The following is a 25,516-nucleotide window of genomic DNA, read 5'->3' as shown; positions in this document are numbered from 1 at the left end:
TCCATGCCTGTTGTGCCGTCATCCCCGCGAAAGCGGGGCTCCCGCTTTTCTGATTGGACATCACGCATAAGCGGGATTCCCGCCTTCGCGGAAATGACGGTGTTGGTAGCGCTGATGCTGGGGGCCTTCGCCGCCCCCGCCACCGCGCAGACCGACGACAATGTCCGCATCGAGCTGACCTTCACCGCCGACCAGCTCGGTCGGTCGAAGGTCTCGGGCCTTGCCCACCGGCCCTCGATGCGCGAGGCGACACTCGACGATCCGGTGCGGATCGCGTCGATCTCAAAGCTCGCGGTGGGCGTTGCGGTGATGCGGCTGGTCGACAAGCAGGCGCTCGATCTCGATCGCGACGTCTCGCTGTATCTCGGCTGGCGACTGGTCCACCCGCAGCACCCCGGCACCAAGATCACGCTTCGGCTGCTGCTGTCGCACCAATCGGGGCTGACCGATGACGCGGGCTATTTCATCCCGCTCGATGCGAAACTTGCCGACCTGCTGGCCCAGCCCGAGGCCTGGGATGCGAGCCACGCCCCCGGAAGCTTCTTCCGCTATGCCAATGTCAATTATCCCGTGGTCGCCGCGGTGATGGAAGCGGCGACGGGGCGCCGGTTCGACCGGATCATGACCGAAGAGGTATTCGATCCGCTCGCCATCCCGGCCTGCTACAACTGGTCGGGCTGCAAGACCGAGGCGCGCAAGGACGCGATCACGCTCTACCGCCCCGATGGCAGCATCGCGCGCGACGACTGGATCACCCAGCCCGAGCAATGCGCATCGATGACGACCCGCGATGGCCGGTGCGATCTCGATGCCTATCTGTCCGGACAGAACGGATCGGCCTTTGGCCCGCAGGGCGGTCTGCGCATTTCCGCAGGCGGTCTGGCGCGGCTGGGTCAGATGCTGCTGGGTGGCGGCGATGGGCTGCTCACCCCGCAATCCTTTGCCGAGCTGATCCGCGCGCAATGGCGCTTCGACGGCAGCAACGGCGATGACGACAAGGGCTATTTCACCGCCTTTGGACTGGGGGTCCAGCGCATCGAGCAGGCCGATGGGCGGGTGTGGATCGGTCATCCGGGGGAGGCCTATGGCCTGCGCGCCGGGCTGTGGGTCGACCGCGCGGGCGGCCAGGGCGTGGTGCGTATCAGCACCGGCCATGCCGAAGATTACCCCGTAGGTCATTGTCTTGTCGCTTGCCCGTGATAGGTTGCAAAGCGCAACCCGAATCGACGGGCAGCAGGCAGGAGATAAGCGATGATCGGTTATGTGACGGTTGGCACCAATGATCTCGACAAGGCACGCGCATTCTACGCAGGCCTGGTCGGTGCGCTGGGTGGCAGCGAGCTGATGCGGATGGAGGAAAACGGCTTCACGCTGTTCGGCACGCAATGGGGCGTCCCCGGCATCGCGGTGACCCGGCCCTATAACGGCGAGCCAGCCAGCGTCGGCAACGGCACCATGATCGCGCTGGCCTTGGATGCCCGCGCCAAGGTCGACATGCTCCATGCCAAGGCGCTGGAACTGGGCGGCAGCTGCGAGGGCGAACCGGGCCTGCGCGGACCCGAAGGCGACCAGGCTTTCTATGGCGCCTATTTCCGTGACCTCGACGGCAACAAGCTGTGCGCATTCAAGGTGGGTCCGGCGGACTGATTTGCCCCTCTGCTCTCCGGCGCAATTGGCCGGTTTGCTTTGCGCAACTTTTATCGTCACCTCCGCAAGCGCGGGGGGTCCCGCTTCTGCGCGAGCGCCGATGAAAGCGGGATTTCCGCGTTCGCGGGAATGACGATAGATTAAGCGATTCAAAGCGCTATAGTCGCTTGGACGGCGCGTGAACGCCTGGGGAAAAGGGGAAATCGATGAATAAGGCAACCGCTTGGGGCTTGGTCGGCAGTGCCATGGCACTCGTTCTTGGCGCACCGGCGCAGGCGCAGGATGCGCTCGGCAAGGCGGTTGCCAGCGATTACGACACCAAGCTGGAAAAGCTGTTCCTCGATTTCCACTCCAACCCCGAGCTATCGTTCAAGGAAACCCGCACCGCAAAGATCATGGCGGCGGAATTGCGCGCGGCAGGTGCGGTGGTGACCGAGGGCGTGGGCACCACCGGTGTCGTCGGTATCATGAAGAACGGCGATGGTCCGGTGATCATGGTGCGCGCCGATATGGACGGCCTGCCGCTGGCCGAGGACAGCGGCCTCGCTTATGCGTCCAAGGTGAAGCAGATCGATATCGACGGCACCGAAAAGCCGGTGATGCACGCCTGCGGGCACGACACCCACATCACGTCGATGGTCGGCACCGCGCGGCGGCTGGCGGCGATGAAGGACCAGTGGAAGGGCACCGTGGTGTTCGTCGTCCAGCCCGCCGAAGAACGGATCGGCGGTGCGGCCAAGATGATGGAAGACGGCCTTTACACGCGCTTTCCCAAGCCCGATTACGCGCTCGCCTTCCATGTTTCGGCCGGCACCCCCACCGGCAAGATCGAGATCCAGCCGGGGCTCACCGCCTCCTCATCCGACTCGGTCGACATCACAGTCTTCGGCGTCGGCACCCACGGCGCCTATCCGCATATGGGCAAGGATCCGATCCTGATCGGTGCGGAGATCGTCGTTGCGCTGCAGACGCTGATCTCGCGCGAGATCTCGCCGCTCGAAGCGGGCGTGGTGACGGTCGGATCGTTCCATTCGGGGTTCAAGCACAACATCATCTCCGACAAGGCCGAACTTCAACTCACCGTGCGGTCGAACGACAACAAGGTGCGCAAGACCCTGCTTGATGGCATCAAGCGGATCGCCGAGAATGTCGGACGGCTGAACGGCCTGCCCGAGGACAAACTGCCCAAGGTGCGCGTGGGCTTTGAATCGACCCCGGTGACGGTGAACGACAAGCCGCTGACCGAGCGGATCACCAAGACCTTCGCACGGCGGTTCGGGACCGGCGCGCTGCTGACCAGCGAGCCGCAGACGGGCATGGGCGCGGAAGACTTCGCCTATTTCGTCGCGCCCAATACCGATGTGCCAGGGCTGTATTTCAACGTCGGCGGCACCCCGCAGGCGGATATCGACGCGGCCAAGGCGGGCGGACCGCCGGTTCCTGCGCACCACTCGCCGTTCTTCAAGGTCGCCCCGCGCGAATCGATCACGCTGGCGACAGAGGCGATGGTGACCGCGGTGGTCGACCTGCTCGGCCCGGGCAACGGCCCGACAGCGGATTGATGCACGTCTGATGGCCAAACGCCGCGCCTGGGAAGAGGAAGAGGACGACGAGGCGGGAGCGCCTGCGCCCGTCCCGTGCTGGCTGTGCGGCCGCGATCTGGGCGAGGTGGTGGAATATCACCACCCCGTGCCCAAGAGCCGCGGCGGCAAGGGCCGCGAGCCGGTCCACCCGATCTGCCACCGCACCATCCATGCGCATTTCACCAACAGCGAGCTTGCCCGCACCAATGGCGACCCGCAGGCCTTGCGCGATCACCCTGAGGTCGAGAAGTTCCTGACCTGGGTGGCGGGAAAGCCTGCGGACTTCAACGCGCCGACGAAGAAGAAGGAGCGGTGATACTCCAGCCCCGCCCAGGCTGAGCGGATGTGGGAAGATACCCCTGGCCCCATCAATCCTTGGGTGGCTTGCCCGCATCGCGCACCTGCCAGTATTGCCATGCGCACAGGCCCAGCACGACCGCCCCGGTGAAGGCCATTTCGATGATGCCGATGTTGTTGCCGATCCATTCGCCCATTCACGCCTCCTGCTTGTGCGCCCGGCCCGGCTGACCGCGCCGCGCCGGGCGTGCGCCCAGCGTGAAGCGGATGATCAGGCCGATACCGATGATGCTGGGCACCGCCCAGATAAGCGGGTTGAAGACATGATCGGGCACCAACCGGATCAGCCCGACCGAGAGAAACGCGGTATAGGCGGAAATCCCCATGCCGAGCAAAGCGCGGAAATGTTCGGGCACATGCGCGCGCGGCGGGGGTGAAGCACGCCAGACGTAGAATTGCTGAGTCGCCACCGCCGCCAGCCCGACCGTTGCCACCGCCGCCATCAACGGCTGGCCGATGCTGAGCCCGAAATAGCCGCACCACAGCGCCGAGGCGATCACCGCGCCGAACATCGCCTGATAGCGGAACCCGCGCAACGCGGCGCGGTTGGCGCGGTGGCGCACAACCGCCAAGCCATAGATGGCAAAACCGATGGTGAGCGTACCCAGATACAGCATCATCCAGCCGAACAGCCCGGCAAACAGCACCCGGTCGGTGATCATCGGCAGCCGCTGTTCGGGCCCGTAGAGCGAGAGCAGCGCCATCAAAACCGCCAGCGTGCCTGCGGCGAGGAATGCGTATGTCCCGATCCGCCCCCATTTGCGGTGCGCAGGGCCACCCTTGCGCGCGGCGATCGGCACCCAGAACGCAATCAGCCCGGTTGCTCCGGCGATGACGTGGAGAACAACCAGGGCTTCAAACAGGTGCATGCATGGGGCCTAAAAAAATCCTCCCCGAGCTTGTCTCGGGGAGGGGGAACGCCGACCGCAGGTCGCTGCGCGGGTGGCCCCCCTCCCCCAGCAAGCTGGGAGAGGAATTGTATCAGCTCAGTTCCCGGCTGCCGCTGCTGCGGCAGGAGCCGCTGCTGCTGCGGCTGCGCCGGTGGCAGGAGCCGCGCCCGGAACCGCCGGAGCAACAACCGGTCCGACCGTACGCAGCGCCGGATAGTCCTTGGCCATCTGGGCACCGCCCAGAGGCTTGCGCTGCATCTGGTGGCAGGTTGCGCAGTTGGTCTTGTAGGGATCACCCTGAGGGCCAAGCCGGTTGGCCGGGAAAACGCTGGCCAGCGGATGGATGTATTCCTCGTTGGTGTTCTTCACCATCTGCAGGCCATACCAGGCCAGGGCGCGCTGCGGGCTGCTCTGTTCCCAGCGCGCAAACGAGCGGCTGTTGTGGCAATAGGTGCAGTTGACGCCCAGCGACTGCGACAGATGCATCATGATGGCATAATTGCCTTCTGCATCCTTGACGCTCTGCCGGTTGGCGGTGGTCGGATGGATGGTCTTGGAGATCACCCGCGCCGGTCCCGAATTGCCGCGCATGTACTTGGCATAGGTGCCCACCGGCAGCGAGGCATAGGCCACCGACGGGTCGGGGGTGTTCTGGCCGCGCTTGTTACCCATCAGACGTCCGTCGGACGGCCTGGGATCGGTCCACACATATTTCGGAACGGCATTGCCGCGGTGGCAGGTGTAGCAGGTGACGCCGGTCTGCTTGACGTGATCCGAATAGTTCTGGTTGATGTTCTGCGTCATCTGGATCATCCGGCGCGCGACAACCTTGGTGTACTTGCTGTCGTCAGCCAGATTCTCGGCATTGTGGCAGTAATTGCACCCGGCTTCCTCGGCCGGCGCATCGGCCGGAACGATCCACTGGGTAATCGCAGCCATGGTGTAGTCGAACTCTTCCTGGCTGACATTCGCCAGCACCTTGACGTTCTGATACACCTCGCCCGCCTTGGGCCCCGAGGGGGCGGGCAAAGCATAAGGCGGCGGCGGCACATCGCCTGGCGCGACCACATTTTGCGGATCGACGATCTGGACGATGCCGGTGCCGCGATACCCGGTCTGCTGCGATTGCTTGGGACCGAGTTCGCATCCCGCCAGGGCGAGGCCGGCAATGGCCAGCGCCCCCATGGCGGTCAGTTTGGAAAGACTAAGCATGGCCGTCAGCTCCCTTGCGTCTGGCTGGGGGCCGCGGGCAGCGCGCCCGGATCCTCAACCATCTGGTTTGGATCGATCACAGCCTCGCTCGGCGCAATAAGCGTCGTGCTGGGATCGACGACACCGGTATCGGGATAGGCGGGAGCGAAGTTGTGCTCCTGAGCCCAGAGATACCAGTTATCGACAACCGTGCCGGTCAGCAGGATGCCGATACCGCCGGTAAGTGTGGTCAGCACCGCAAACCACCAGGCCCAACGATGGATCGATTCCATGGTGGCATTGAAGCCCATGGTCCAGCGCCAGAACAGACCGGCGCGTTCGCTGGCTGTACCGCGGTCGTAGATCTGTTCGATCTCCCGCTCGCCACCATAGCGACCCACAGCCAGAATTGTGGCGCCGTGCATCGCGAAAAGCAAGGTGGAGCCGTACAAAAAGGCGATCGAGAGCGCATGGAAGGGGTTGTAGAACAGGTTGCCGTAGCGGATCGAGAAGGCTGCGGTCCAGTCGAGGTGCGGGAAGATGCCAAAGGGCACGGCTTCCGACCAGCTGCCCAGCAGTGCCGGGCGAATGAAGCCGAGCACGAGGTACAGCCAGATCGCACTGGCGAAAGCCCAGGCGATGTGCGTGCCCATGCCCAGCGCCTTGGCGCGGCGATAGGTGCGCAGCCACCACAGCAGGATCGATGCGGTCAGCAGGAAGCCGGTGATGATCCACCAGCCGCCTTCGGCCAGCGGCACCATCGGCGAGAAGCCCCATTCAGGACCGGGCGGTTCCAGCGCGAGCCAGAACAGCTCCTTGAGGAACCGGTTGGGATTCCAGCTCACCGAGGCCAGCATGTTGAGGCCGATGATCAGGAATGCCAGCGAACCCATCAGCAGCGAGGCGAGGCCAAGCTTGCCCAGATACAGGGGACCAAGCTGGGCCTGGCCGAACTTGCCCATCCAGTAGCTGAAACCGGTTGCGTTGATGCGCGGTTCGCTGTCGTCCTTGTGCGGCATCCCGATTTCGGGGTGCCCGCGCAGCTGAACCTGGGTGAAGATATTTTGGTAGCGTGCCATGGTGAATTACCCCTCTCACATCCAGATCGGCAGGTTGAGCCACCAGCTCCACCATTCCGGCCAGCCGCGGGTCCAGAACGGGCCGGATATGATGATGCACACGGCGCTCCAGAAACCGGCATTCAGCGCCAGCAGCAGGCCCACGCGGTGGATACCAAGCGTGCCGACCGAATAGCCGATCAGGTCGCGGAAGAAGGTGTCTTCATATTCGGGCGATTTCACCTCTTCACCCTTGGCCGGGTTGGTGGCCGAAAGAACCAGCGCGCCATGCATCGACAGCGCGAGGGTGGTGGTGAAGAAGAACGACACGGCGAGCATGTGTGCCGGGTTGTAGTGGAAGTGCAGGTATTGGTATCCGACGTTCGACACCCAGTCGAGATGGCTGAAGATGCCATAAGGGAAGCCATGTCCCCAGGCGCCCAGCAGCATCGGGCGGAACACCACCAGCGTGACATAGGCGAAGATCGCGACCGCAAAGGCGAAGGGAACATGATAGCCCATGCCCAGCTTGCGGCAGATTTCGACCTCGCGCAGCGCCCAGCTGACAAAGGCGCCGATCGCGCAGACCGTGATGATCTGCCAGAGGCCGCCTTCCTTCAGTGGCGCCAGGCCCAACCCGTATTTCAGGTCAGGCGGAGCGATGCTGATCAACCATGGGTTCCAGGTCCCACCCTGCGATGCGCCGTAAAAGATCAGCGCGGTACCGAGCGAGGCGAAGAACAAAGTCGTGATCCCGAAGAAGCCGACATAAAATGGCCCGACCCAGAAATCGAACAGATCTCCGCCGACCAATGTTCCGCCTCTGACGCGATATTTTCTCTCGAAGCTCAAGAGCGCCATTGCCAGACTCCTTCGTTAGCCGCTGCGGCAAGGGCGCAGCGAGCCTGATAGTTTCTTCCCCGATTTCCTCGAGGCCCCGTTTGTTTAATCACCAGTGCAAGGGGCGGACCGGTTGGAACCAGCCCAGCCGGCCCGCCCATATCGCCTGGCAAGGCGACACACTGGCATTTACCCTGATGTCAGGGCGTAATTGCCGATGCCGCAGCCACTGCTGCAGGAGCAGCGGTCGGGTTCGGAGCTTCCAGCCAGTTGTAGCGATTGGTGCTCAACAGGATGAAATGGATGAGAAGTGCGAGGACGAACAGGAAGACCGCAAGCGCAGTCAGGATCCTGTTGCCATCGAATGATTGCCACATTCTATGCATGATCAGGTTTCCTTCTTAGCTGAGCTGAACGTCGGTCACCGGGTCGAGGCTCGATGTCGCTTCATAGCCGGGCGTACCCGGGAACCATGGGCGCCATTGCCAAACCAGTACGTGCGCGATGATCGCGACGATGGTGAAGAAAGCGAAACTGGCGACGAAGAGCTTGTGGAACTCCTTCGCCTCGCTTTCAGTGAGGTAGGTCGTTGGACCCATCCCTTCATCTGCCATGAGATATTCTCCTTAGCTTCCAGATTTGGAAGGACGCCAGCAGGCGCCTTCCAGGCGATTATCCGTGCGGGCGAACCCGACGCGGATGTTGGAGGCCCCGTCCCAAGGCCGATGACTGGACCAGCCGCTCACGCGAGCTGCCCCATATTCTGTGCGACGGCTTCCTCCACCAGCCGCACCTCGGTTACTGTATTCTCGTTCGCGCGCCGTGCGGCCCTTTCGGCCGCATCGCGCAGGGTCTTGGCCGCAGAGATGCGCACAAGAACCGGCTGCGCGTCGACCAATTGGTCCAGCCGCGCCTTGGCTTCATCCGTCCAGTCGAGTTCCCGCTCGATCCTGGCAGGCGTTGCCGCAACTGCATCCATCTGGGTCGACAGCGGCAGGATGTGGAACAGCGCGTCGAACAGCGCATTGCACACTTCCTGCACCAGCCAGGTCGCCCCGGAATAGCCCATCACCGGCGTTCCCGTATGGCGGCGGATCACCGCGCCGGGGAAGCTCGCCGGGATATACATGCCGCGTGCCCCGCACTCGGCCATGTACATGCGTTCGTTATAGCTGCCGAACATGACCAGGGGCGGGTTGGTGCGGATCGCCTCGCGCACCGCCTCGTTATCGGGCTTGATCCCTGCAGTGCGGCTGAAGGCGAAATTGCACGGCAGGCCCATGTCATGCTCGAGGAAATTGCGGATGCCGCGCGCATAGGTTTCGTTGGCATGGATGCCGAAGCTCGCTGTGCCGAAGAAATCCTGCGTGACCGAACGCCACAGGTCCCACAAGGGCTTGATCGTCGTGTGCTTCTCGCGATCGATGAACGGCTCGGGGTTGAGGCCCGTCAGTTCGCCCAGCTTGCGCAGGAACAGGGTGGTCGATTCGAGGCCAATCGGAGCCTGAAGATAGGGTCGTTCGAGCGTTTCGCACAGGTTGCGGCCGAACTCGCGGTACATGCAGATGTTAACCTCTGCGTCCGCCAGCTTCTTCACATCGGCCAGATGGCTGCCCAATGGGAAGACCATGTTGAGCTCGCAGCCGATGCCTTCGACCAGCCGCTGGATCTCGGCCAGATCGCTGGGCATGTTGAACGTGCCGTAGATCGGGCCCAGGATGTTGACCTTGGGCTTCACCCCTTCCTTGCGGGGGGCGAGCGGCTTGACCTTCTTGGGGCCGAATTCGGTCCACAACCAGGTCAGCGCGCGATCGGCGGCCTGCCACTGGTCCTCGTCGATGGTGCGCGGCAGGAACCTGCGGATGTTGGTGCCGTTGGGCGTCACGCCGCCGCCGATCATCTCGGCGATCGAGCCGGTGACCACCACCGCAGGAAGATCGGGATCGAGCGTCTGCCAGGCGCGGCGCATGGCGCCTTCGGTACCGGTCTTGCCAAGCTCTTCCTCGCCCAGGCCGGTGACGACGATGGGCAGTTCATGCGGCGGGAGCGCATCGGTATAATGCAGCACCGAGGTGACGGGCAGGTTCTCGCAGCCCACCGGGCCGTCGATGATGACCTGCAGGCCCTTGATCGCGGTGAACGCGTAGACCGCGCCCCAATAGCCGCCGGCCCGATCGTGATCGATAATGAGCGTCATGTGCCCACCGCCTCTTCGGACTTGTTGAGGCCGACCATGCGGGCAGCGTACTTCTTCTTGAACTCGGGGCGGTCGACCGGGGTGTCGCGCCAGATGCCGGCATTCTCTTCCATGCCGACGCCGTCGAAGAAGCTCTGCATCCGGTTGAACCGGTCTTGGTTGGCGAGCGCGGCGTTGATCACCAGCGCCAGCGAGCCTGCGCCTGCCGGGCCCATCAGCGGGCGCGCCGAGATGAGGTTGGTGAAGTACAAAGCCGGGATCGCCTCGCTCTTGGCGTGCTGGACCACGGGCGTGGTGCCGATCGCAAGATTGGGACGGAACTCTTCGACCGCCGCGATGTCCTGCTCCAGGCTCGCGCGGTACTGGATGCGCACGCCGCGCTCTTCAAGCCACGCGCGATCGGGCTCCGACCAGCGCGTCTTGGGGCAGGCAGTGCCGACATAAGGGACATCCGCGCCGCTTTCGATCAGCAGACGCGCGACCAGCAGTTCGGAGCCTTCATAGCCCGAAACGGTGATGCGGCCCTTGATCGGGTTGGCATCGAGCGCCGCGCGGATCGCGGGCAGGAACTTGTCCTTGGCGGCATCAACCGCAGACTGCGCGATCCCGCAGGCGGCGCCGATCGCATCGAGCCAGGCGGCGGTGCCATCGACACCCACCGGGGCAGAGCCGATCACCGGGCGTCCGGCGCTTTCGAATTCGCGGATGCTGGCGGTGTAGAACGGATGGATCGCAGCGACCGCGGCGCAATCGAGCGCGCTGTAGAGCTCGCGCCATTCGCGGGTGGGAACGACGGGCCCTGCAGCCAGGCCCAGAGGCTCGAGCAACTGGCCGATGCCGACCGGATCGGCGGGGAACATCTCGCCCAGCAGCGTCACCGTCGGGCGATCCGGGCGATGGCTGGGAGCGGCGACCGGGCCCTGCGAGGCTTCCTTGCGCGCGTAAGCGAGCATCGCGCCGGCCAGAACGTCCTTGGCCTCGGCATGGGTGGGTATGCCGAACCCGGGAACATCGATGCCGATGATCCGCACGCCGTTGATCGCCTTGGGCAGGCCCTGCAGCGGCACGCCCGAAGCGGTCGGAACGCACAGATTGGTGACGACGATGGTGTCGTACAAAGCCGGATCGGCCATCAGATGCACCGCGTCGCGGATGTCTTCGTACAGCTTGCCGGTGACGAGCGTTTCCGAGCTGAACGGCACATAGCCGACCGAACGGCGCGCGCCATAGAAATGCGAGGTGAAGGTCAGGCCATAGACGCAGCAGGCAGAGCCCGACAGGATCGTCGCGGTGCGACGCATGCGCAGGCCGACCCGGAGCGATCCGAATGCAGGGCACATGCTCTGCGGCTGATCGTGCGGGCCCTTGGGATAATCGGCCGCGTAACGCGCGAGGATTTCGCCCTTGCCAGCCTCTTCGGCGGCCGCGCGCATGGTGTCCTTTGACGAGCACCCCCCTTCGACGGGTGCGGCCACAAGGTCGATCCGGTCAGGTGTGCGCGAGGCGGAAGAGGCGGGGGTGTCGGTCATACGCTGTCGTAAACCACTTCGAGCGAAGGCTTCTGTTCGTAGGTGCCGCCGCGCATGTCGGCCTGGGTAGCGGGGACCAGTTCGACGTTGCCGCCGGTGTCTTCGGGCTTGAACAGGCCGAGCAGGCCGTCCTGGGTCAGCGGCCGCGGCGAGGCGGGCTGCGCTTCGGCGACGTTGATCGCCAGTTCCTCGAACAGCGACGCCCATTCGGTGTCGGGCCGCCCGATGATCTGATAATTGGCCGACTTGCGGCGGATGTCCTCATTCGCAGGGATCGAAGCGAGGATCGGGATGCCGACTTCGGCGGCGAAAGCCTGCGCCTCGCCGGTGCCGTCGTCCTTGTTGATCAGGATGCCGGCGACGCCGACATTGCCGCCCATCTTGCCGAAATAATCCACCGCCTTGCAGACGTTGTTGGCGACATAGAGCGACTGCAGGTCGTTCGAGGCGACGACTATGACCTTCTGGCACATGTCGCGCGCGATCGGCAGGCCGAAGCCGCCGCAGACCACGTCGCCCAGGAAATCGAGCAGCACGAAATCAAAGCCCCAATCATGGAAGCCCAGCTTCTCGAGCAGTTCGAAACCATGAATGATGCCGCGCCCTCCGCAGCCGCGTCCCACTTCGGGACCGCCCAGCTCCATCGCGAACACGCCGTCGCGCTGGAAGCAGACGTCCTCGATCTTGACCTCTTCACCGGCGAGCTTCTTGGCGCTGCTGGTTTCGATGATCGTCGGGCAGGCCTTCCCGCCGAACAGCAGGCTGGTTGTGTCGGACTTGGGATCGCAACCGATCAGCAGCACGCGCTTGCCCTGCTGCGCCATCATATAGCTGAGGTTGGAGAGCGCGAAGCTCTTGCCCGAGCCGCCCTTGCCGTAGATCGCGATGATCTGCGTTTCCTTGGTGACCGGGCCGGTGTGGACCGGATCGGGCTCGTGCGACGCTTCATCGCGCAGCGCGGTTACATCGGGACCAGAGTTTTCCAGCATCGTCATGCGCAAGCGCTCCAATCGAGTATCATTTTAAGGCAGGCGGGGTCGGTAAAGGCGGTCGGATAGGCGCTGGGCGCATCGGCGACCGGTTGAACATGGCTGACCAGCCCGGTGAGGCTGAGCGCCCCGCTCGAGACCATCGCGCGGATCGCGACAAGATCGTCAGGGCCCCATTCGGCAGCGACACGGATGCGCGCTTCGCGCATGAATGCGGGCGGGAAGGTGAAGCTGAGCGGCGCCTGGTAGAAGCCGGCGAGCGTGACCTCGCCACCCTTGCCAAGGCGAGAGATCAGCGTGTCGAGCAGCGAACTGTCGCCGCTGACATCGCAGATGCTGCGATAATCGCGGCGCTCGTCGCTATCGGGATGGATCACGCCATAGCCATGATCCCCCGCGCTGCGCGAGGCGTCGATTTCCCACACGGTGGGCGCGGGCGCGCCGCTGGCGATGGTGAGGCGAGCGAGCAGACGGCCCAGAATTCCGTGTCCGACGATCAGGTCGGGAGGCTCGCCGCCCGCCATTGCGTGGAGCGCGGTGGCGGCCAGCGCGAACAGCACGCCGTCCGATCCCCAGCTCTCGTCGATGGGAAGCGCGCGGGCCGAAGGCACCACGAGTCGCCGGGCCGATCCGCCGAACAGACCGCGCGCATCGGCAAAGCAATTGGCGCCAGGAACGAACACCCATTCGCCGATCCGGCCCCTGCACTCGGCGCCGGAGTCGACGATGCGGCCGACCGACTCATAGCCGGGGACCAAAGGATAGCCCATTCCGGGGAAGCTCGGCATCTTGCCGGTAAACAGCAGTTTTTCGGTTCCGGTGCTGATCCCGCTCCACACGATCTCGACCACGACATCGCCGGATTCAGGCGCGTTCAACGCCAGGGGACGCAAGGCAAGGCGGTGCGGCGCTTCGAAAATGACGGCCATTGCCTGCATTGTGCGCTCCCCTTGTTTTGAGCCTTGCAGGGTCAGTTAGGAGACCCCTCAACAAGGTGTCATCTTAACTTAACTCCCCATAGTGTCAATGTAGGTTTACACATTCAGGTGCATTTGTTTTTGGACACTCTGACACACGGCGATGGCATGAGGGGGTATGGGGCAGTTCAGGCGGTAGCGGCAATCACGCGGGTGACGATGGGCAGCCCGGTGGGTCGTTCCCGCCACGATGCAAAGCCTGCGCGGGTCAGCATGGCGCCGATTTCCTGCGGAGTACGGGCCCTGCCCGAGCCCATGGCGAGCAGATAGAAGCCGAAATAGGCGTCCGCCATCGCCTCTGCGCCGCTGGTTCCCGCCATCGGTTCGGCAATCAGCAACGTGTCTCCGGGCTTGAGCGAGGCGCGGACCTTGATCAGCAGCGCCTGGGCCAGCTCGTCATCATGATCGTGCAGGATTCGGATCAATGTGATCAGGTCATAGCCCGTGGGAATCGCGTCGTTGCGGAAATCGCCGGGATGAGGGTTAACCTTGATCCCCTGTTCGCCCAGCTGCCGCGCGCCGATCGCGGTGACCGCGGGCAGATCGAACAGCCCGAAGTCGAGCCTTGGCGCGACCTTGGCCACCGCCGCGATGAACGCCCCTGCCCCGCCGCCGACATCGAGCATGCGTCTGTGCCGGTCGAATCGCCAGGCATGCACCACCTGATCGGCGACCATAGGCTGCGATGCCGCCATCAGCTGCGAATAGGGGGACACCGCTGCCTGATCCTCACCCTCGCTGCCATCGCCCAGCGCATAGGGCCAATAGCCTGCGAGCGCGCCGGGCACGGTGCGCTCGCCGCGCAGCAGCGACAACGGATCGGCAAGGTCGGCGTAGAGCAGGTGGTGATGACGGATCATCGCGATCGCACCGGGATTGCCGACCAAAGCGACGCCCTGTTCGCCCAGCATCCACAGATCGTCGCCGACGCGCTCGATCAGCCCCAGCGCCGCCGCCGCACGCAGCAGCCGGCGCGTCGCATCGGGCCCGAGTCGCGCCCGCGTGCCCAGCTCAGCCGAAGCCGCAGCCCCCTGCTGCAGCCGCGCGACGATGCCGCTTTCGACACAGGCGAACAGGGTCTGCGAATAAGTGAACCCGGCGATGATATCGAACAGCCTGCGCGCCCGCACCCGCGACACCGGGCGGGTCAGCGGGAACCGCGATGCCCAGGACTGGAATGCCGGGCTCGAGATAATGCCGTTACGCCAGCCGACCCAGCGTTGCTTCCATCCAACCATAAGAATCAAGCTGCCACGGCCGGGGTTCGGGCCGCGAATTCGCCGATCAAAGCTGCGATCTGCTCGGGAGCTTCCTCATGCGCCAGATGGCCCAGGTCCGCCAGCGTGACGACCTCGGCATGCGGCATCATCCGACCTGCGCGCTCGATCGAATCGAGCGGGATCGCGCTGTCGCGTGCGCCATGCACCAGCAGCGAGCGCGCCGCGACGCTGGGCAGTTCCTTCGCCAGGCTTTCCAGATCCCAGTTCGCCATCATCCCGATCGCGCCCGCGCAATGGTCGGATGTCCGGAAGAGGCGGTGATACAGCTCAACCCCGCGCGCATCGATCCGCGACCCGGTGGATTTCTTCAGGAATCGCGCCACTTCGGCCTCGCTGCTGGCGATCTGGGCAAAGATCATCGCGGTGAACGGATTGACGAACAAAGCGCGCGCCATCGCCGGGAACAGCCGCGCGGCAAGGCCCGGGAACGGCAGCAGCGCGGGGTTAAGCCCGATGATCGGAGCATCGATACTCAGATCGATCGCCAGCCGCACACCGATCGCTGCGCCAGCCGAATGACCGACGATCACATCGGGCGCGCCCAGCGCCAGCTTGCCGAGCAGTTCGGCCAGCACCCTGGCCATCCCCGGCAGGCTCTGCCCCCCGGCAATCCGACCGCGGGTAAATCCGTGCCCGGGCATGTCGGGCGCGATCACGGTAAAGTGCTGCGCCAGCAGCGGCATCACGTCGCGCCAGCTGTGAGTCGCAGCGCCGGTGCCGTGGATCAGCAGCAGCACAGGTGCGGCGCTGCCTTCGGGCCCTGCGACCTGGACATGCCAGTCGAGCATGCCAGCCCGCACGAAGCGACTGTGCTCGCGGTTGGGCCAGTCGTGCCCGTCAACCTCCCAGCGTACCGAACTCATGATGCTTTCCCGAATTGCAGCGCGGACACGGCGCGCTCGACACCGCGCGCATCGGCACGCGGCAGCGCCAGATAGCGCGCGCGCATCGCCGCTGCAATCGCTGCGGCCTCAGGTTGCGGCCGGGCGGAGATATCGATCACCACGGCTTGCGTCCCCGATTGGGCAAAACGCCGCGCCGCCGCGAGCGCATCCTCGCCCGCCTGCGCGCGGCCTGGCTGGCCGTTCCTGTCGATATTGCCCTTGCCATCGGTCAGCACCGCGACGAACGGCGTGCGCCCGCGCGCGGCCTGGGTTTCGGCGAGCTCGGCGGCGGCCGACAGCCCCAGCGCAAGCGGCGTGCCGCCCCCGCCGGGCAATTCGCCCAGCACCTTCTTGGCGCGGGTCAGCGACCGCGTCGGCGGCAGCAGCAGTTCGGCCGAGGTCCCGCGAAACGCGATCAGCGCCACCTGCGCGCGTTTCACATAGCTCTGCGCAAGCATCAGTTCGACCGCGCCCTTGGCCTCGGCCAGCCGCGCCAGTGCCGACGAGCCGGAGGCATCGACCGCAAAGATCGTCAGCGCTTCGGCGCGCTCCTCGAACCTGCGGATGCGCAGATCCCCCTTGCGGATGCGCAGCCGCCTGGGCGCGTCCATGCCCTCCTGCTGGCGGCGGATCTCCTGCCAGGGGACCGCGGTGCGCAAGGTATCGATCAGCGCCAGCCGTGCGCCGCCGCGCGGCAGGCCGGGACGCGCGCCCAGCGGCCGTCCGCGCATCTGCGAGGCCCGCTTGCGCCCTGCCCCGCCCGCGCCGGTCGCGCGCCGCGCGCTGCGCCCCTCGCCGATGCGCGCCAGCACATCCTTGGGGATCGAGGCGAGCACCGCGGCCAGGATCAGGTCATCGAGCTGATCGGGATCATGCTGTTCGTCTTCGCCATCGTTGTCGCCTGGCGGCGGCTCTTCCTCGCCTTCGGGGGGCGGAGGCGGAGGCGGTTCTTCGGCCTGCTGCGGGATGCGCGTGGCTCGGGGCCCGAGGACCGTGCGGGCGACGAACTGGATGTCGTCGTCGGTGATGGAGTCGCGCTCGTCGATCTGTGCGGAAAGCGACAGCGCGGACTGCGCGAAAAGCATCGCGCGCGCGGAATCGATGCCCAGCGCGAGAGTGATGTTGGCGAGGGTCTGGCGGTCTTGCGCAGCCACAGTGCACCCACCCCCCGTGTTCCCGAGTCCTTCGGGAATGCGGGAAAGGTCCGATTCTGGGGCGATCACCGCAGGGTTGGTAGAAAAATCGCACCAGAACGCCACCCGCTCGGTGAGCGATACAGGCGGAACTTCCTCCTCGCCGCCATCGTCGATCAGTACCAGAGCGAAGCCTGCGCCAGCATCCATCGCCTGGGCGATGCGCCCGGCGACCATGCCGCTCATCCGCTCGGCCATCGGGACGACCAGCAGCCCGCCTGCAACCTCCTCGAGCAAGCCTGCCTGTTCGATCCGGCGTCCGGCCGACAGGCTTGAGGCGACATCGATGCCGCCGCACAGCCGCTCCTCGTCGATATGCACCGGCAGGCGGCGCACCGGGCGATCGGCGAATTCTTCGGCCAGAAAGGCCAGCACCGCGTCGCGCTCTGCCGAGGGACCGCGCAACCACATCCCGCCCAGCCGGGCAGGCGCGGCGGCCAGCAGGTCCGCCGCCAGCAGCGCATCGCTCATCCGAAAAGCTCGGTCAGCGCGCGATCGATGCGCACGGTCGATCCGGTTTCGTCGAGCACGTCGCGGCGCAGGCGGTGGCGCAGCGCCATCGGCGCGACCGCGCGCAGATGCTTGCGCTCGGCCGATTTCGCGCCTTCGAGCGCCGCAAAAGCGCGCGCCGCGCGCATCAGGGTGAGTTCGCCGCGCAGGCCATCCGCGCCCACCGCCATGCACAGGGTCGCGGCATCGGTCAGCGTGCTCTCGGGCATCGCGACATTGGGCAGCGCCTTCTTGCCCTTGGCGAGCCGCTTGACGATCTTGGCGTCCGCCTCGGCCCAGTCCGCCGCAAACGCTGCACCGTCGCGCTCCAGCGCATCACAGCGGCGCATGATCTCGATGCGCTGCTCAAGATCCTGCGGCGTCTTGACCTCGACCGAGAGCCCGAAGCGGTCGAGCAATTGCGGGCGCAGTTCGCCTTCCTCAGGGTTGCCGCTGCCGATCAACACGAAGCGCGCGGGATGTCGCACCGAAAGCCCTTCGCGCTCGACCAAATTCTCGCCCGAGGCCGCGACATCGAGCAACAGGTCGACGAGGTGATCCTCGAGCAAGTTGATCTCGTCGATATACAGATAGCCGCGATGCGCGCGCGCAAGCAGCCCGGGCTCGAACGCCTTTTCGCCGCGTCCCAGCGCGCGTTCCAGATCGAGCGCGCCCAGCACCCGGTCCTCGGTTGCGCCCAGCGGTAGATCGACGAACGGCACCGGCACCTTTGCGGTCTTGACGCCCTTCTTCTCGGCACATTTGTCGGGGCAGCGGTCCGCCTCTTCAGGCGCGCAATTGTACCGGCACCCGGCGATCGCCTGCATCGGCGGCAGCAGCGCCGACAGCGCGCGCGCGGCGGTGGACTTGCCCGTGCCGCGGTCACCGAACACCATCACCCCCCCAATGCGCGGATCGACCGCGCTGATCAGCAGGGCACGTTTCATTTCGTCCTGGCCGACGATGGCGGAAAAGGGAAAAGGCATAAGGCTAGGTCTAACAGATTGATCCGCCGCGACAAGCGGGGGTGTCAGGAAAAGTTGACAGTTCAGTCGAACGAGCCCTTCCGCGGCCCGAGATAGCCGAACAGATACGCCCCCACCTTGCGCATCTGGATTTCTTCCGACCCCTCGGTGATCCGATACCGGCGGTGGTGGCGGTAGATGTGTTCGAACGGGGTGTGGCGCGAATAGCCGATGCCGCCGTGCACCTGCATCGCCCGGTCGGCTGCCTCGCAGCACAAACGGTTCGCCCAGTAGTTGCACATGCTGACCTTGTCCGAGATCTCGCGCTCGATGGCTTTGTGGGGCAACCGGTCCATGTCCCAGGCGGTCTTGTAGATCAGCCAGCGCAGCATCTCGGCCTGCGTCGCGAGTTCCACCAACGGAAACTGGATGCCCTGATTCTCCGACAGCGCCTTGCCGAAGGGCTTGCGCTTGCGGGCGTATCTGACGCTCTCCTCAATGCAGAACACCGCCGCGCCCAGCGACGAGGCCGCCTGGCGGATGCGGTTCTGGTGGACGAAGCTTTGCGCCAGCGCGAGCCCGCGCCCTTCCTCGCCGAGCATCGCGGTTTCGGGCACCCAGACGTTGGTGAACGACAGCCGCGGGTGATCGGTGGGCATGTTGAAGGTCCAAAGATACTCTTCGATCTTCAGCCCCGGCGTCTCGGTGGGCACCAGCAGGCAGGTGATCCCCTTGGCGTCGCCATCCGCGCCGCTGGTGCGCACGAACAAAGCGCAGTGCGTGGCGACATGCATACCGGTGATCCACATCTTCTCGCCATCGATCCGCCAGCCGGGCACGCCATCGCGGGTCTCGCGCACCGCGCGGGTTTCCATGTGCGTCGCGTCCGATCCATGGTCGGGCTCGGTCAGGCCGAAGGCCGTGATCCGGGTGCGCTCGAACCCGCCCAGGATGAACTCCTGCTTCTGGTCCTCGGTGCCGAACTCCTCGAACATCGCGACGAACGGGAAGTTGCCGACGATCGAATGCTCGTTCTGCAGATCATTGTGCAGCCCCAAACCTTTGGCCGCGAAATGCTCGCGAATCACCGCCATCCACAGGTTGGAGCCATCCTTGCCACCATATTTTTTCGGTGCCGAGAAACGCCAGTGCCCGGCCGCGTCGGCGCGGCGCTGCGCCTCGCGCAGCAGCTCTTCCCAGTCGTGCGCAGGTAGGCCGCCCGCATCGAAATCGGTCCGCGCCCATTCGCGGCGATGGTCGAAAAAGCGGATGTTGTCGTCCGCCTGCTCGAGCGGTTTGATCTCGGCCTCGATGAACGTGTCAAGCTCGGCCAGATAGGCGGTCAGCTCCGCCGGCAGCGCAAAATCCATGGGTGCATCCTCGGTTTATCGTTTGGATGCACTATGGACGGCTTTACGCGTCCGGCAAGTCCCGTGCTGCCTCATCGCGCTTGCCCAGCCCCGACCAGTCGACCTTGCGCGTCACGTACATCACCGCCGCCAGCGCCGCGAACAGCAGCAGCGACCCGATGATCAGCGAATACGCCTCGAGGTTGAGCAGCACATAGAGCAATGCATACAGCCCGAGCAGCAGCCCGGCGATGAAGCCTGCGCGTTTCACACTGCCCAGCACTGCAGCGCTGTAAGCGCTGATCAGGGCGATGATCGCGCCCGACGCCAACAGATAAGCGAGCGTGAAGCCGATGATCTCGGCAAAGGCGAGTAGCAGCACGAAGAACAGGATCAGGCCTGCGCCGGTGAGCAGATACTCCGCCGCCGCGACCCGCGCGCCTGCGATGATGTCGAACATCAGGAAGGCGAGGAAGGTGAAGCCGATGAACAGGAAGCCGTATTTCACCGCGCGGTCGACCTGGCTGTAGAGGTTGACCGGCTCGATCAGGTCGATCTGCGCCGACTGCGCTCCCTGGCCAACTTGCTCGCCCGGCTGCGGCAGCTGGACGATAGCGCGGCCGAGCGCGAGGTTGCTGATCGTGTAGCGCGCAATAAAGCCCTTGTCGGTGACCGAGCGGCTGTTGGGCAAGAACTGGCCGCCGAAGCTGGGGTGCGGCCATTGCGAGGCGATGGTCCAGTCGGTCGATTCGGCGTCCGGGATCAGGGTCAGCTGGCCGTTGCCGCGCACCCCGAAGCGATAGGCAACGTCGAGCGGTGCGGCGCTGCCAGCGGACCAGTCGGCAAAGGCGAAAAATCCAGACCCGTTGGTCGCGCCCAGTCCCTTGCCGGGGCGCAGCGGCAGCGCGGTGCCGCCGACGCTGATGCCATTGTCCGCGAGCAGCCCGCGCGCGTCCGATATGCCGACGCGGATTTCGGCGCGGTCGAGCTGCAGGTCTTCGGGCTTTACCCCGAAGCGGGCCAGGTCGACCGGCAGCGCAAAGCGCGCGGTTCCCTTGACCCGCGCTTCATAGACCACGGTTTCGTAGATCGATTTGACCCGCCGTTCGGGGCTGACATCGACCTTGGCGGTGTTCTTCACCGGCGCGAGGAACAGCTCGCGGTCGATGGTGACCGCGCGCGTCGTCGCCTTGCCGTTCTCGGTCACCGTTTCGACCGATTGCTGGCGATAGGGGATGACCATCACCGGCCCTGCGAGCATCTGCGGCCCGCCCCAGCCCTCGGCGACGCTGGCGCGCGCGGTTTCCGACTGGCTCTGCCGGTCCCAGACGAGCGCATAGACCATGAACAGCGGAATCGCGAGCAGCGCGCCGATCAGCACGGTCATGCCCAGCTTGAATCCCGGGCTGCGGTCCTTGGCCATGCGGCACTCCTAACGGTTCATCGATGAAAATGCACGGTTCAGCTATAGAACGAAAGCTTAATCGGGTGTGAACTGGGTCACAGCGAATCGCCGAGGTTAATATTAACCCTGTCTCGGAAGCCGGATGCCCTACCCGTTCGTTGCCCGCTAGCAATCGGGGCGTCCGGTTTCCACTATTCCCCTAAACGCCACCACCGTCATTCCCGCGCACGCGGGAATCCCGCTTTTTCGCCACGGTCGCGCATAAGCAGGACCCCCGCCTTCGCGGGGGTGACGAAGAAAGATGAGCGGAAAGAACCGGCACAGCGACACACAGGACGCCCTGGGGCCCGGATCAGGTCCGGGGTGACGAGTTACCAACCAACCCCTCACCTCTTCTCCATCGACAACCGCGTCATCAGGATCGCCGCGCGCTTCGCCTGGCGCTTGATGCTCGGCAGGTCGACCGTTTCGCCCGGTGCATGCGCGCCGTCGCCTGTTGGACCCATGCCGACAAGCCCGTCGACATAGCGCGCAACGAACGAGATATCGCCTGCGCCGCGCTTCAGGGGATCGAGCTCGGCCATCTGCTCGAGGCCAAGGTCGGCGTTGATGACGTTCAGCCGCCGCAGCAGGCCGCGGTTGCCTTCGGTCGGGGCCATCGGGGGATAGCCCTGTTCGAAGACGATCTCGGCGCTGGTGCCGGGCAGGTGCTGGGCGACGATGGCCTGCATCTTGGCCTTGACCCGCTCGGACTGCTCGTCGCTCAGCGTGCGGAAATCGCCGCGAGCGACAGCCACAGCGGGGATGATGTTGGTCTTGCCCGCCGCCTGCGCGCGGACGAGGTCAGCGTCGAGCTGCGCCACCGATCCGCCCGCGATCAGGCCGACGTTGAAGGTAAGCTTGTCCTCGGGCAGCTCGTCGTGGAACTGGTCGATGATCCGCGCGAGTTCGTAGATCGCGCCATGCCCTGCGCTGGCCGAGAATATCCCCGAGCTGTGCCCTTCCTTGCCGGTGGCGTTGACCTGCCAGCTGTACGACGAGCGCCGTGCGATCGCGCCCATGTCCTTGCCGTCCTCGCGGCTCAGGCCCTCGAAATCGAGCGCGACATCGGCCCATTGGCCCCATTTGATCAGGTCCGCGCGCGCGATATCGATCGGATCGCCCGCATCCTCCTCGTCGCCGGTCAGCACGATGGTGATTGTCGCCGCCGACAATGTCCCCGCCGCCTGCATCGCCTCAAGCGCAGCAAACATCGTTACCACACCGCCCTTGTTGTCCTCGATCCCCGGCCCTTCGAGCGTGTTGGCATCGATCCGCCGGACATTCTGGAACGGCGAATCGGGCTCGAACACCGTGTCGAGATGGCCGATCAGCAGCATCTTGGTGCTGCCGGGGCGTCCTGGGCGCGTCGCGATCAGATGGCCCGAACGCTTGGCCGCGCTTTGGTCCACCCATTCGACCTTGAAGCCCAGCCTCTCGAGCTCGGGCGTCACCATCTCGCCGACCTTCTTCACCCCGGCGATGTTGCGGCTGCCGCTGTTCTGCCGCGTGATCGCCTCGAGAACGCCGATCCAGCGGTCATGGCCCTTGTCCACCGCCTCGACCATCTTGGCTTCCTGCGAGCTGAGCTTGGCGAAAGCGGGGGTGGCAAAGGCCAGCATGGCGGTGGCCGCAGCAAGGCCGAACGTCTTCAATGTCATGGTGTTTCCCTGTCAGCCGATATCAAGTTCGCGCACGCCGCGCTTCTGGCGGATCGCCTCCACCCGGTCGCGCAGTTCGGCGCGGATGGCGCGCGCGTCGCGCACATTGGTCACCTCGATCGAAGTGCGCGGATGCGGCGTGGCCGAGGCCAGCCGCCCGCTCGAATCGGATGATGAAATCTGGATGGTGCCGTTGTCGAACATCTGCTGGATGACCGAGAAGGAAACCTTGACGTCCTTGATCCGGTACAGCTCGATCTCTTCCTCGCTGCGCATCAGGATGCCACGCCGCATGAACAGCCTCTGGTCGTCGATCCAGAACAGGCTGGTGCGGTTCTCGATATGCGTCCAGGCGATATAGACTCCCAGCACCACGCTGAGCACCGCGAGGGTCTGCCACCAGTATCCCGCATAAGACCCGCCCGCCATGACCGCGGCCGCAAGCGCCAGGATCATCCAGCCGGTGCCCGATTGGAACAGGAACGCGAAGGTGGACGAGCGGAACTCGATCCGCGGCAGCCCGTCCATCCGGCGCACGCCCGTGCGCGGCTCGATCGGGCGATGTTCGATGATGTCATGCGGGTCCATATCGCATCCCTTCCCCCCCTGGCCCAAGGCCGATGCCATGGTCTTAACCGCCATCTGTGTGGCGGTAAACGGGATTGCGCGCGATCTGGGCCGAGTTGCATTTGGTCGAAGTGCAAAGGTCGCCGGTCGAAGCCGATGCCGCAAAGCGCAGGCTTGGTCACACAGGACGACTACGGGTGTAGTTGAAAGCGCATGTCAGTGTGTTCCGCCCGCTTGGGGGAATTTCTGTGACACATCGTCTGCTTGCAACCGTCGCTCTGGCTGCCTTGCTGTGCACGCCGGGCATGGGCCTGGCGCAGGACGCGCCCGATGCCCCGGCGCCGGCGTCCGGTGCGGGGGCAACGACGCCGCTGCGCAGCTTCGATCCGGGCTATTTCGACCGGTTCGCTCCGCGCACCGCGCTCGACATGGTCCGCCAGATCCCCGGCTTTTCGATCGCCGAAGGTGAAGACCGCCGCGGCCTTGGCCAGGGCGGCAGCAACGTGCTGATCAATGGCGAGCGTTTTTCGGGCAAGAGCAACGATGTCGTCTCCGAGCTCGGCCGCATTGGGGCAAGCAACGTCATCCGCATCGAGCTGATCGATGGCGCGACGCTGAACCTGCCCGGGCTCACCGGCCAGGTGGTCAACATCGTCAGCAAGGTGGATTCGCTGACCGGCCAGTTCCGCTGGAGCCCGCGCGTTCGCTTCCGCCGCACCGACCCGCAGTTTCTCGATGGCGAGGTGTCGATCAGCGGCAAGGCGGGCAAGATCGCCTATACGCTCAGCCTTTCCAACGACAGCTTCCGCAACGGCAATGCGGGCATCGAGCGGGTGCTGGACGCGAACGGCGCGGTGACCGACCGCCGCTATGAGGAGCTTTATGTCGATGGCGACCGGCCGCGCATCGCTGCGGGTGTGAAGTATCAGGGCGATGGCGGCCAGGTCGGCAACCTCAACCTCTCCTATGAACGCGGCTGGACTGAAATCCGCGAGGATTCCGATGGCGAGGTGGTGCGCGACCGCGACTATCTGGAGACCGAGAAGGAGTATAACTACGAGATCGGCGGCGATTTCCTGTTTCCCTTGTGGGGCGGCAACCTCAAGCTCATCGGCCTGCGGCGGTTCGAGCACAGCCCGTTCTTCACCCGCATCTTCCTCGATTTCGAGGACCGCCGCCCGCGCGAGGGCAACAGACTGGCCACCGTGATCGACGAGACCGAGACCATCGCGCGCGCCGAATATGGCTGGAAGGCGGGCAAGGCCGACTGGCAGCTCAGCGTGGAAGGCGCGATCAACAAGCTCGACACCCGCGCCGAGCTCAACCTGCTCGACACCGCAGGCACCTTCCAGCCCGTCCCGCTGCCTGGATCGGACGCGGTGGTCGAGGAAAAGCGTGCCGAGATGGGGCTGAGCTACGGTCGCCCGCTGTCTTCGACGCTGACGCTGCAGACTTCGCTCGGCGGTGAATATTCGCAGATCGTGCAAAGCGGCGTAGGCGGGCTGACGCGCAGCTTCATCCGCCCCAAGGGCTTCGTTTCGCTGGCGTGGAAGGCCACCCCCCGGCTCGACCTGTCCCTGCGCCTGCAGCGCGATGTTGGCCAGCTCAACTTCTTCGACTTCGTGGCCTCGGCCGATCTGGGCGCCGAGAACCAGAACAGCGGCAATCCCGAATTGGTCCCGCAGCAAAGCTGGAACGTCGACTTCCAGGCGACGCAGAACCTGGGCGCGCTGGGATCGATCAACGCCAAGGCGTTCGTCAACTTCGTCGAGGACATCGTCGATCAGGTGCCGATCGGTGCCACCGGCGAGGCGCCCGGCAACATCGCAAGCGCGACAATCTGGGGCGTATCGCTCGACAGCACCTTCAAGATGGACGTCATCGGCTGGACCGGGGTGCGGTTCGACATCGACTATACCTACCGCAAGAGCAGCCTGCCCGATCCGCTCACCGGGATCCGCCGCCGCATCTCGGGCGATACCATCCACGAGTTCAGCGCCGAGCTGCGCTATGACATCCCCGGCGGCGACTGGGCCATGGGCGCGAACTACAGCGATTTCAGCCAGGCCGACGAGGTGCGGCTGAGCCAGCTCGCCGAATTCCCGATCCGCGGCGGGGACCTGGGCTTCTATATCGAGAACAAGAATGTCCGCGGGCTGACGGTGCGCGCCGGACTGTCCAACCTGATCGGCACCAACGAGGCGTTCCGCCGCACCTTCTATGTCGGCCGGCGCGATGGTCCGGTGGCGTTCGTCGAGGATCGCGAGCGCTTCTTCGGCCCGGTGGTGTCGCTCGGCATCAACGGCAGCTTCTGACCGCAAGCCGACCAGGCGCCCGGTTCATCGGTGATACAGGGTGCGAAACCTAGCGATCGGAACGACACGGCGAATCCTCGCCAACCCGCTTGATTTGCGCTTGGCGCACGG

Annotated in this window: 24 protein-coding genes; 5 read left to right on the top strand and 19 right to left on the bottom strand. The window is 65.1% G+C overall.

All coding sequences use genetic code 11. The annotated features are described in order from the left end of the window. Positions 1-114: 114 nt before the first annotated feature. The 4 genes from B5J99_RS08580 to B5J99_RS08565 all read left to right on the top strand — a co-directional run bounded on the left by B5J99_RS08580 (position 115) and on the right by B5J99_RS08565 (position 3,546). The gene (locus tag B5J99_RS08580; RefSeq protein ID WP_162892522.1) at positions 115-1,200 is read left to right on the top strand and encodes a serine hydrolase domain-containing protein; all 1,086 of its coding nucleotides are present in this window, start codon (positions 115-117) and stop codon (positions 1,198-1,200) included. A gap of 51 nt (positions 1,201-1,251) precedes the next feature. Continuing rightward, entirely contained in the window at positions 1,252-1,647 is a 396-nt protein-coding gene (locus B5J99_RS08575; protein WP_069051492.1) for a VOC family protein, read from the top strand. 206 nt (positions 1,648-1,853) lie between these two features. Further along, positions 1,854-3,209 (top strand): amidohydrolase, encoded by a 1,356-nt coding sequence (locus B5J99_RS08570; protein WP_162892521.1) that lies wholly within the window; start codon positions 1,854-1,856, stop codon positions 3,207-3,209. Positions 3,210-3,219: 10 nt separating this feature from the next. Then, complete coding sequence (locus tag B5J99_RS08565; protein ID WP_162892520.1) at positions 3,220-3,546, top strand: HNH endonuclease; 327 nt, start codon at positions 3,220-3,222, stop codon at positions 3,544-3,546. Between the two features lie 52 nt (positions 3,547-3,598). Here B5J99_RS08565 and B5J99_RS19985 read toward each other — a convergent pair whose 3' ends face one another. The 19 genes from B5J99_RS19985 to B5J99_RS08475 all read right to left on the bottom strand — a co-directional run bounded on the left by B5J99_RS19985 (position 3,599) and on the right by B5J99_RS08475 (position 23,111). Next, positions 3,599-3,724 carry a hypothetical protein gene (locus B5J99_RS19985; protein ID WP_255352527.1) on the bottom strand — a complete coding sequence of 42 codons (126 nt, stop codon included), beginning with the start codon at positions 3,722-3,724 and terminating at the stop codon, positions 3,599-3,601. Then, positions 3,725-4,456: a hypothetical protein gene (locus B5J99_RS08560; RefSeq protein ID WP_117352175.1), complete on the bottom strand. Its 732-nt coding sequence runs from the start codon at positions 4,454-4,456 to the stop codon at positions 3,725-3,727. 117 nt (positions 4,457-4,573) lie between these two features. Beyond that, positions 4,574-5,689, bottom strand: a complete 1,116-nt coding sequence (gene pufC, locus B5J99_RS08555; RefSeq protein WP_054133600.1) for a photosynthetic reaction center cytochrome PufC — start codon at positions 5,687-5,689, stop codon at positions 4,574-4,576. A 5-nt stretch (positions 5,690-5,694) separates the two neighbouring features. Then, positions 5,695-6,747 carry a photosynthetic reaction center subunit M gene (gene pufM, locus B5J99_RS08550; protein WP_054133601.1) on the bottom strand — a complete coding sequence of 351 codons (1,053 nt, stop codon included), beginning with the start codon at positions 6,745-6,747 and terminating at the stop codon, positions 5,695-5,697. Positions 6,748-6,762: 15 nt separating this feature from the next. Beyond that, positions 6,763-7,587, bottom strand: a complete 825-nt coding sequence (pufL, locus tag B5J99_RS08545; RefSeq protein WP_054133602.1) for a photosynthetic reaction center subunit L — start codon at positions 7,585-7,587, stop codon at positions 6,763-6,765. Positions 7,588-7,766: 179 nt separating this feature from the next. Then, on the bottom strand, positions 7,767-7,952 hold the full coding sequence (gene pufA, locus B5J99_RS08540) for a light-harvesting antenna LH1, alpha subunit (RefSeq protein ID WP_054133603.1): 186 nt from the start codon (positions 7,950-7,952) through the stop codon (positions 7,767-7,769). Positions 7,953-7,967: 15 nt separating this feature from the next. Next, the gene (pufB, locus tag B5J99_RS08535; RefSeq protein ID WP_023839307.1) at positions 7,968-8,180 is read right to left on the bottom strand and encodes a light-harvesting antenna LH1, beta subunit; all 213 of its coding nucleotides are present in this window, start codon (positions 8,178-8,180) and stop codon (positions 7,968-7,970) included. A 128-nt stretch (positions 8,181-8,308) separates the two neighbouring features. Further along, the gene (gene bchZ, locus B5J99_RS08530) at positions 8,309-9,763 is read right to left on the bottom strand and encodes a chlorophyllide a reductase subunit Z (protein WP_117352174.1); all 1,455 of its coding nucleotides are present in this window, start codon (positions 9,761-9,763) and stop codon (positions 8,309-8,311) included. Next, positions 9,760-11,292 carry a chlorophyllide a reductase subunit Y gene (bchY, locus tag B5J99_RS08525; RefSeq protein WP_069051489.1) on the bottom strand — a complete coding sequence of 511 codons (1,533 nt, stop codon included), beginning with the start codon at positions 11,290-11,292 and terminating at the stop codon, positions 9,760-9,762. Before bchY ends, bchZ begins: the two co-directional genes overlap by 4 nt. Continuing rightward, positions 11,289-12,287, bottom strand: coding sequence for a chlorophyllide a reductase iron protein subunit X (locus tag B5J99_RS08520; protein ID WP_054133606.1), 999 nt, complete (start codon positions 12,285-12,287; stop codon positions 11,289-11,291). Before B5J99_RS08520 ends, bchY begins: the two co-directional genes overlap by 4 nt. Then, a complete protein-coding gene (gene bchC / locus B5J99_RS08515; RefSeq protein WP_162892519.1) occupies positions 12,284-13,219 on the bottom strand; it encodes a chlorophyll synthesis pathway protein BchC in 936 nt (311 codons plus the stop codon). Before bchC ends, B5J99_RS08520 begins: the two co-directional genes overlap by 4 nt. Positions 13,220-13,386: 167 nt before the next feature. Then, on the bottom strand, positions 13,387-14,496 hold the full coding sequence (locus B5J99_RS08510; RefSeq protein ID WP_245991819.1) for a methyltransferase: 1,110 nt from the start codon (positions 14,494-14,496) through the stop codon (positions 13,387-13,389). A 5-nt stretch (positions 14,497-14,501) separates the two neighbouring features. Further along, a complete protein-coding gene (bchO, locus tag B5J99_RS08505; protein WP_117352172.1) occupies positions 14,502-15,401 on the bottom strand; it encodes an alpha/beta fold hydrolase BchO in 900 nt (299 codons plus the stop codon). Beyond that, the gene (locus B5J99_RS08500; protein WP_117352171.1) at positions 15,398-17,086 is read right to left on the bottom strand and encodes a magnesium chelatase subunit D; all 1,689 of its coding nucleotides are present in this window, start codon (positions 17,084-17,086) and stop codon (positions 15,398-15,400) included. The genes bchO and B5J99_RS08500 overlap by 4 nt, the downstream gene beginning before the upstream one ends. Next, a complete protein-coding gene (bchI, locus tag B5J99_RS08495) occupies positions 17,083-18,090 on the bottom strand; it encodes a magnesium chelatase ATPase subunit I (RefSeq protein ID WP_117352170.1) in 1,008 nt (335 codons plus the stop codon). Before bchI ends, B5J99_RS08500 begins: the two co-directional genes overlap by 4 nt. Before the next feature lie 62 nt (positions 18,091-18,152). After that, entirely contained in the window at positions 18,153-19,439 is a 1,287-nt protein-coding gene (locus B5J99_RS08490; protein WP_117352169.1) for an acyl-CoA dehydrogenase family protein, read from the bottom strand. Positions 19,440-19,482: 43 nt separating this feature from the next. After that, the gene (creD, locus tag B5J99_RS08485; RefSeq protein ID WP_117352168.1) at positions 19,483-20,841 is read right to left on the bottom strand and encodes a cell envelope integrity protein CreD; all 1,359 of its coding nucleotides are present in this window, start codon (positions 20,839-20,841) and stop codon (positions 19,483-19,485) included. A 368-nt stretch (positions 20,842-21,209) separates the two neighbouring features. Next, entirely contained in the window at positions 21,210-22,523 is a 1,314-nt protein-coding gene (locus tag B5J99_RS08480; protein ID WP_117352167.1) for a M20/M25/M40 family metallo-hydrolase, read from the bottom strand. Between the two features lie 12 nt (positions 22,524-22,535). Then, positions 22,536-23,111, bottom strand: a complete 576-nt coding sequence (locus tag B5J99_RS08475) for a PH domain-containing protein (protein WP_162892518.1) — start codon at positions 23,109-23,111, stop codon at positions 22,536-22,538. Positions 23,112-23,338: 227 nt separating this feature from the next. Here B5J99_RS08475 and B5J99_RS08470 point away from each other — a divergent pair, with 227 nt between their 5' ends. Continuing rightward, on the top strand, positions 23,339-25,405 hold the full coding sequence (locus B5J99_RS08470) for a TonB-dependent receptor plug domain-containing protein (protein ID WP_162892517.1): 2,067 nt from the start codon (positions 23,339-23,341) through the stop codon (positions 25,403-25,405). Positions 25,406-25,516: the final 111 nt, after the last annotated feature.

It is taken from the genome of Blastomonas fulva (assembly GCF_003431825.1).
GTDB lineage: Bacteria > Pseudomonadota > Alphaproteobacteria > Sphingomonadales > Sphingomonadaceae > Blastomonas > Blastomonas fulva.
The sequence above is the reverse complement of the archived record's forward strand: the minus strand, read 5'-3'. Positions and strand labels throughout refer to the sequence as shown.

Coding starts and splice junctions, on each gene's coding strand:
- B5J99_RS08580 (WP_162892522.1), top strand. CDS start 115: ATGCTGGGGGCCTTCGCCGCCCCCGCCACCGCGCAGACCGACGACAAT.
- B5J99_RS08575 (WP_069051492.1), top strand. CDS start 1,252: ATGATCGGTTATGTGACGGTTGGCACCAATGATCTCGACAAGGCACGC.
- B5J99_RS08570 (WP_162892521.1), top strand. CDS start 1,854: ATGAATAAGGCAACCGCTTGGGGCTTGGTCGGCAGTGCCATGGCACTC.
- B5J99_RS08565 (WP_162892520.1), top strand. CDS start 3,220: ATGGCCAAACGCCGCGCCTGGGAAGAGGAAGAGGACGACGAGGCGGGA.
- B5J99_RS19985 (WP_255352527.1), bottom strand. CDS start 3,724: ATGGGCGAATGGATCGGCAACAACATCGGCATCATCGAAATGGCCTTC.
- B5J99_RS08560 (WP_117352175.1), bottom strand. CDS start 4,456: ATGCACCTGTTTGAAGCCCTGGTTGTTCTCCACGTCATCGCCGGAGCA.
- pufC (WP_054133600.1), bottom strand. CDS start 5,689: ATGCTTAGTCTTTCCAAACTGACCGCCATGGGGGCGCTGGCCATTGCC.
- pufM (WP_054133601.1), bottom strand. CDS start 6,747: ATGGCACGCTACCAAAATATCTTCACCCAGGTTCAGCTGCGCGGGCAC.
- pufL (WP_054133602.1), bottom strand. CDS start 7,587: ATGGCGCTCTTGAGCTTCGAGAGAAAATATCGCGTCAGAGGCGGAACA.
- pufA (WP_054133603.1), bottom strand. CDS start 7,952: ATGCATAGAATGTGGCAATCATTCGATGGCAACAGGATCCTGACTGCG.
- pufB (WP_023839307.1), bottom strand. CDS start 8,180: ATGGCAGATGAAGGGATGGGTCCAACGACCTACCTCACTGAAAGCGAG.
- bchZ (WP_117352174.1), bottom strand. CDS start 9,763: ATGACGCTCATTATCGATCACGATCGGGCCGGCGGCTATTGGGGCGCG.
- bchY (WP_069051489.1), bottom strand. CDS start 11,292: ATGACCGACACCCCCGCCTCTTCCGCCTCGCGCACACCTGACCGGATC.
- B5J99_RS08520 (WP_054133606.1), bottom strand. CDS start 12,287: ATGACGATGCTGGAAAACTCTGGTCCCGATGTAACCGCGCTGCGCGAT.
- bchC (WP_162892519.1), bottom strand. CDS start 13,219: ATGCAGGCAATGGCCGTCATTTTCGAAGCGCCGCACCGCCTTGCCTTG.
- B5J99_RS08510 (WP_245991819.1), bottom strand. CDS start 14,496: ATGGTTGGATGGAAGCAACGCTGGGTCGGCTGGCGTAACGGCATTATC.
- bchO (WP_117352172.1), bottom strand. CDS start 15,401: ATGAGTTCGGTACGCTGGGAGGTTGACGGGCACGACTGGCCCAACCGC.
- B5J99_RS08500 (WP_117352171.1), bottom strand. CDS start 17,086: ATGAGCGATGCGCTGCTGGCGGCGGACCTGCTGGCCGCCGCGCCTGCC.
- bchI (WP_117352170.1), bottom strand. CDS start 18,090: ATGCCTTTTCCCTTTTCCGCCATCGTCGGCCAGGACGAAATGAAACGT.
- B5J99_RS08490 (WP_117352169.1), bottom strand. CDS start 19,439: ATGGATTTTGCGCTGCCGGCGGAGCTGACCGCCTATCTGGCCGAGCTT.
- creD (WP_117352168.1), bottom strand. CDS start 20,841: ATGGCCAAGGACCGCAGCCCGGGATTCAAGCTGGGCATGACCGTGCTG.
- B5J99_RS08480 (WP_117352167.1), bottom strand. CDS start 22,523: ATGACATTGAAGACGTTCGGCCTTGCTGCGGCCACCGCCATGCTGGCC.
- B5J99_RS08475 (WP_162892518.1), bottom strand. CDS start 23,111: ATGGACCCGCATGACATCATCGAACATCGCCCGATCGAGCCGCGCACG.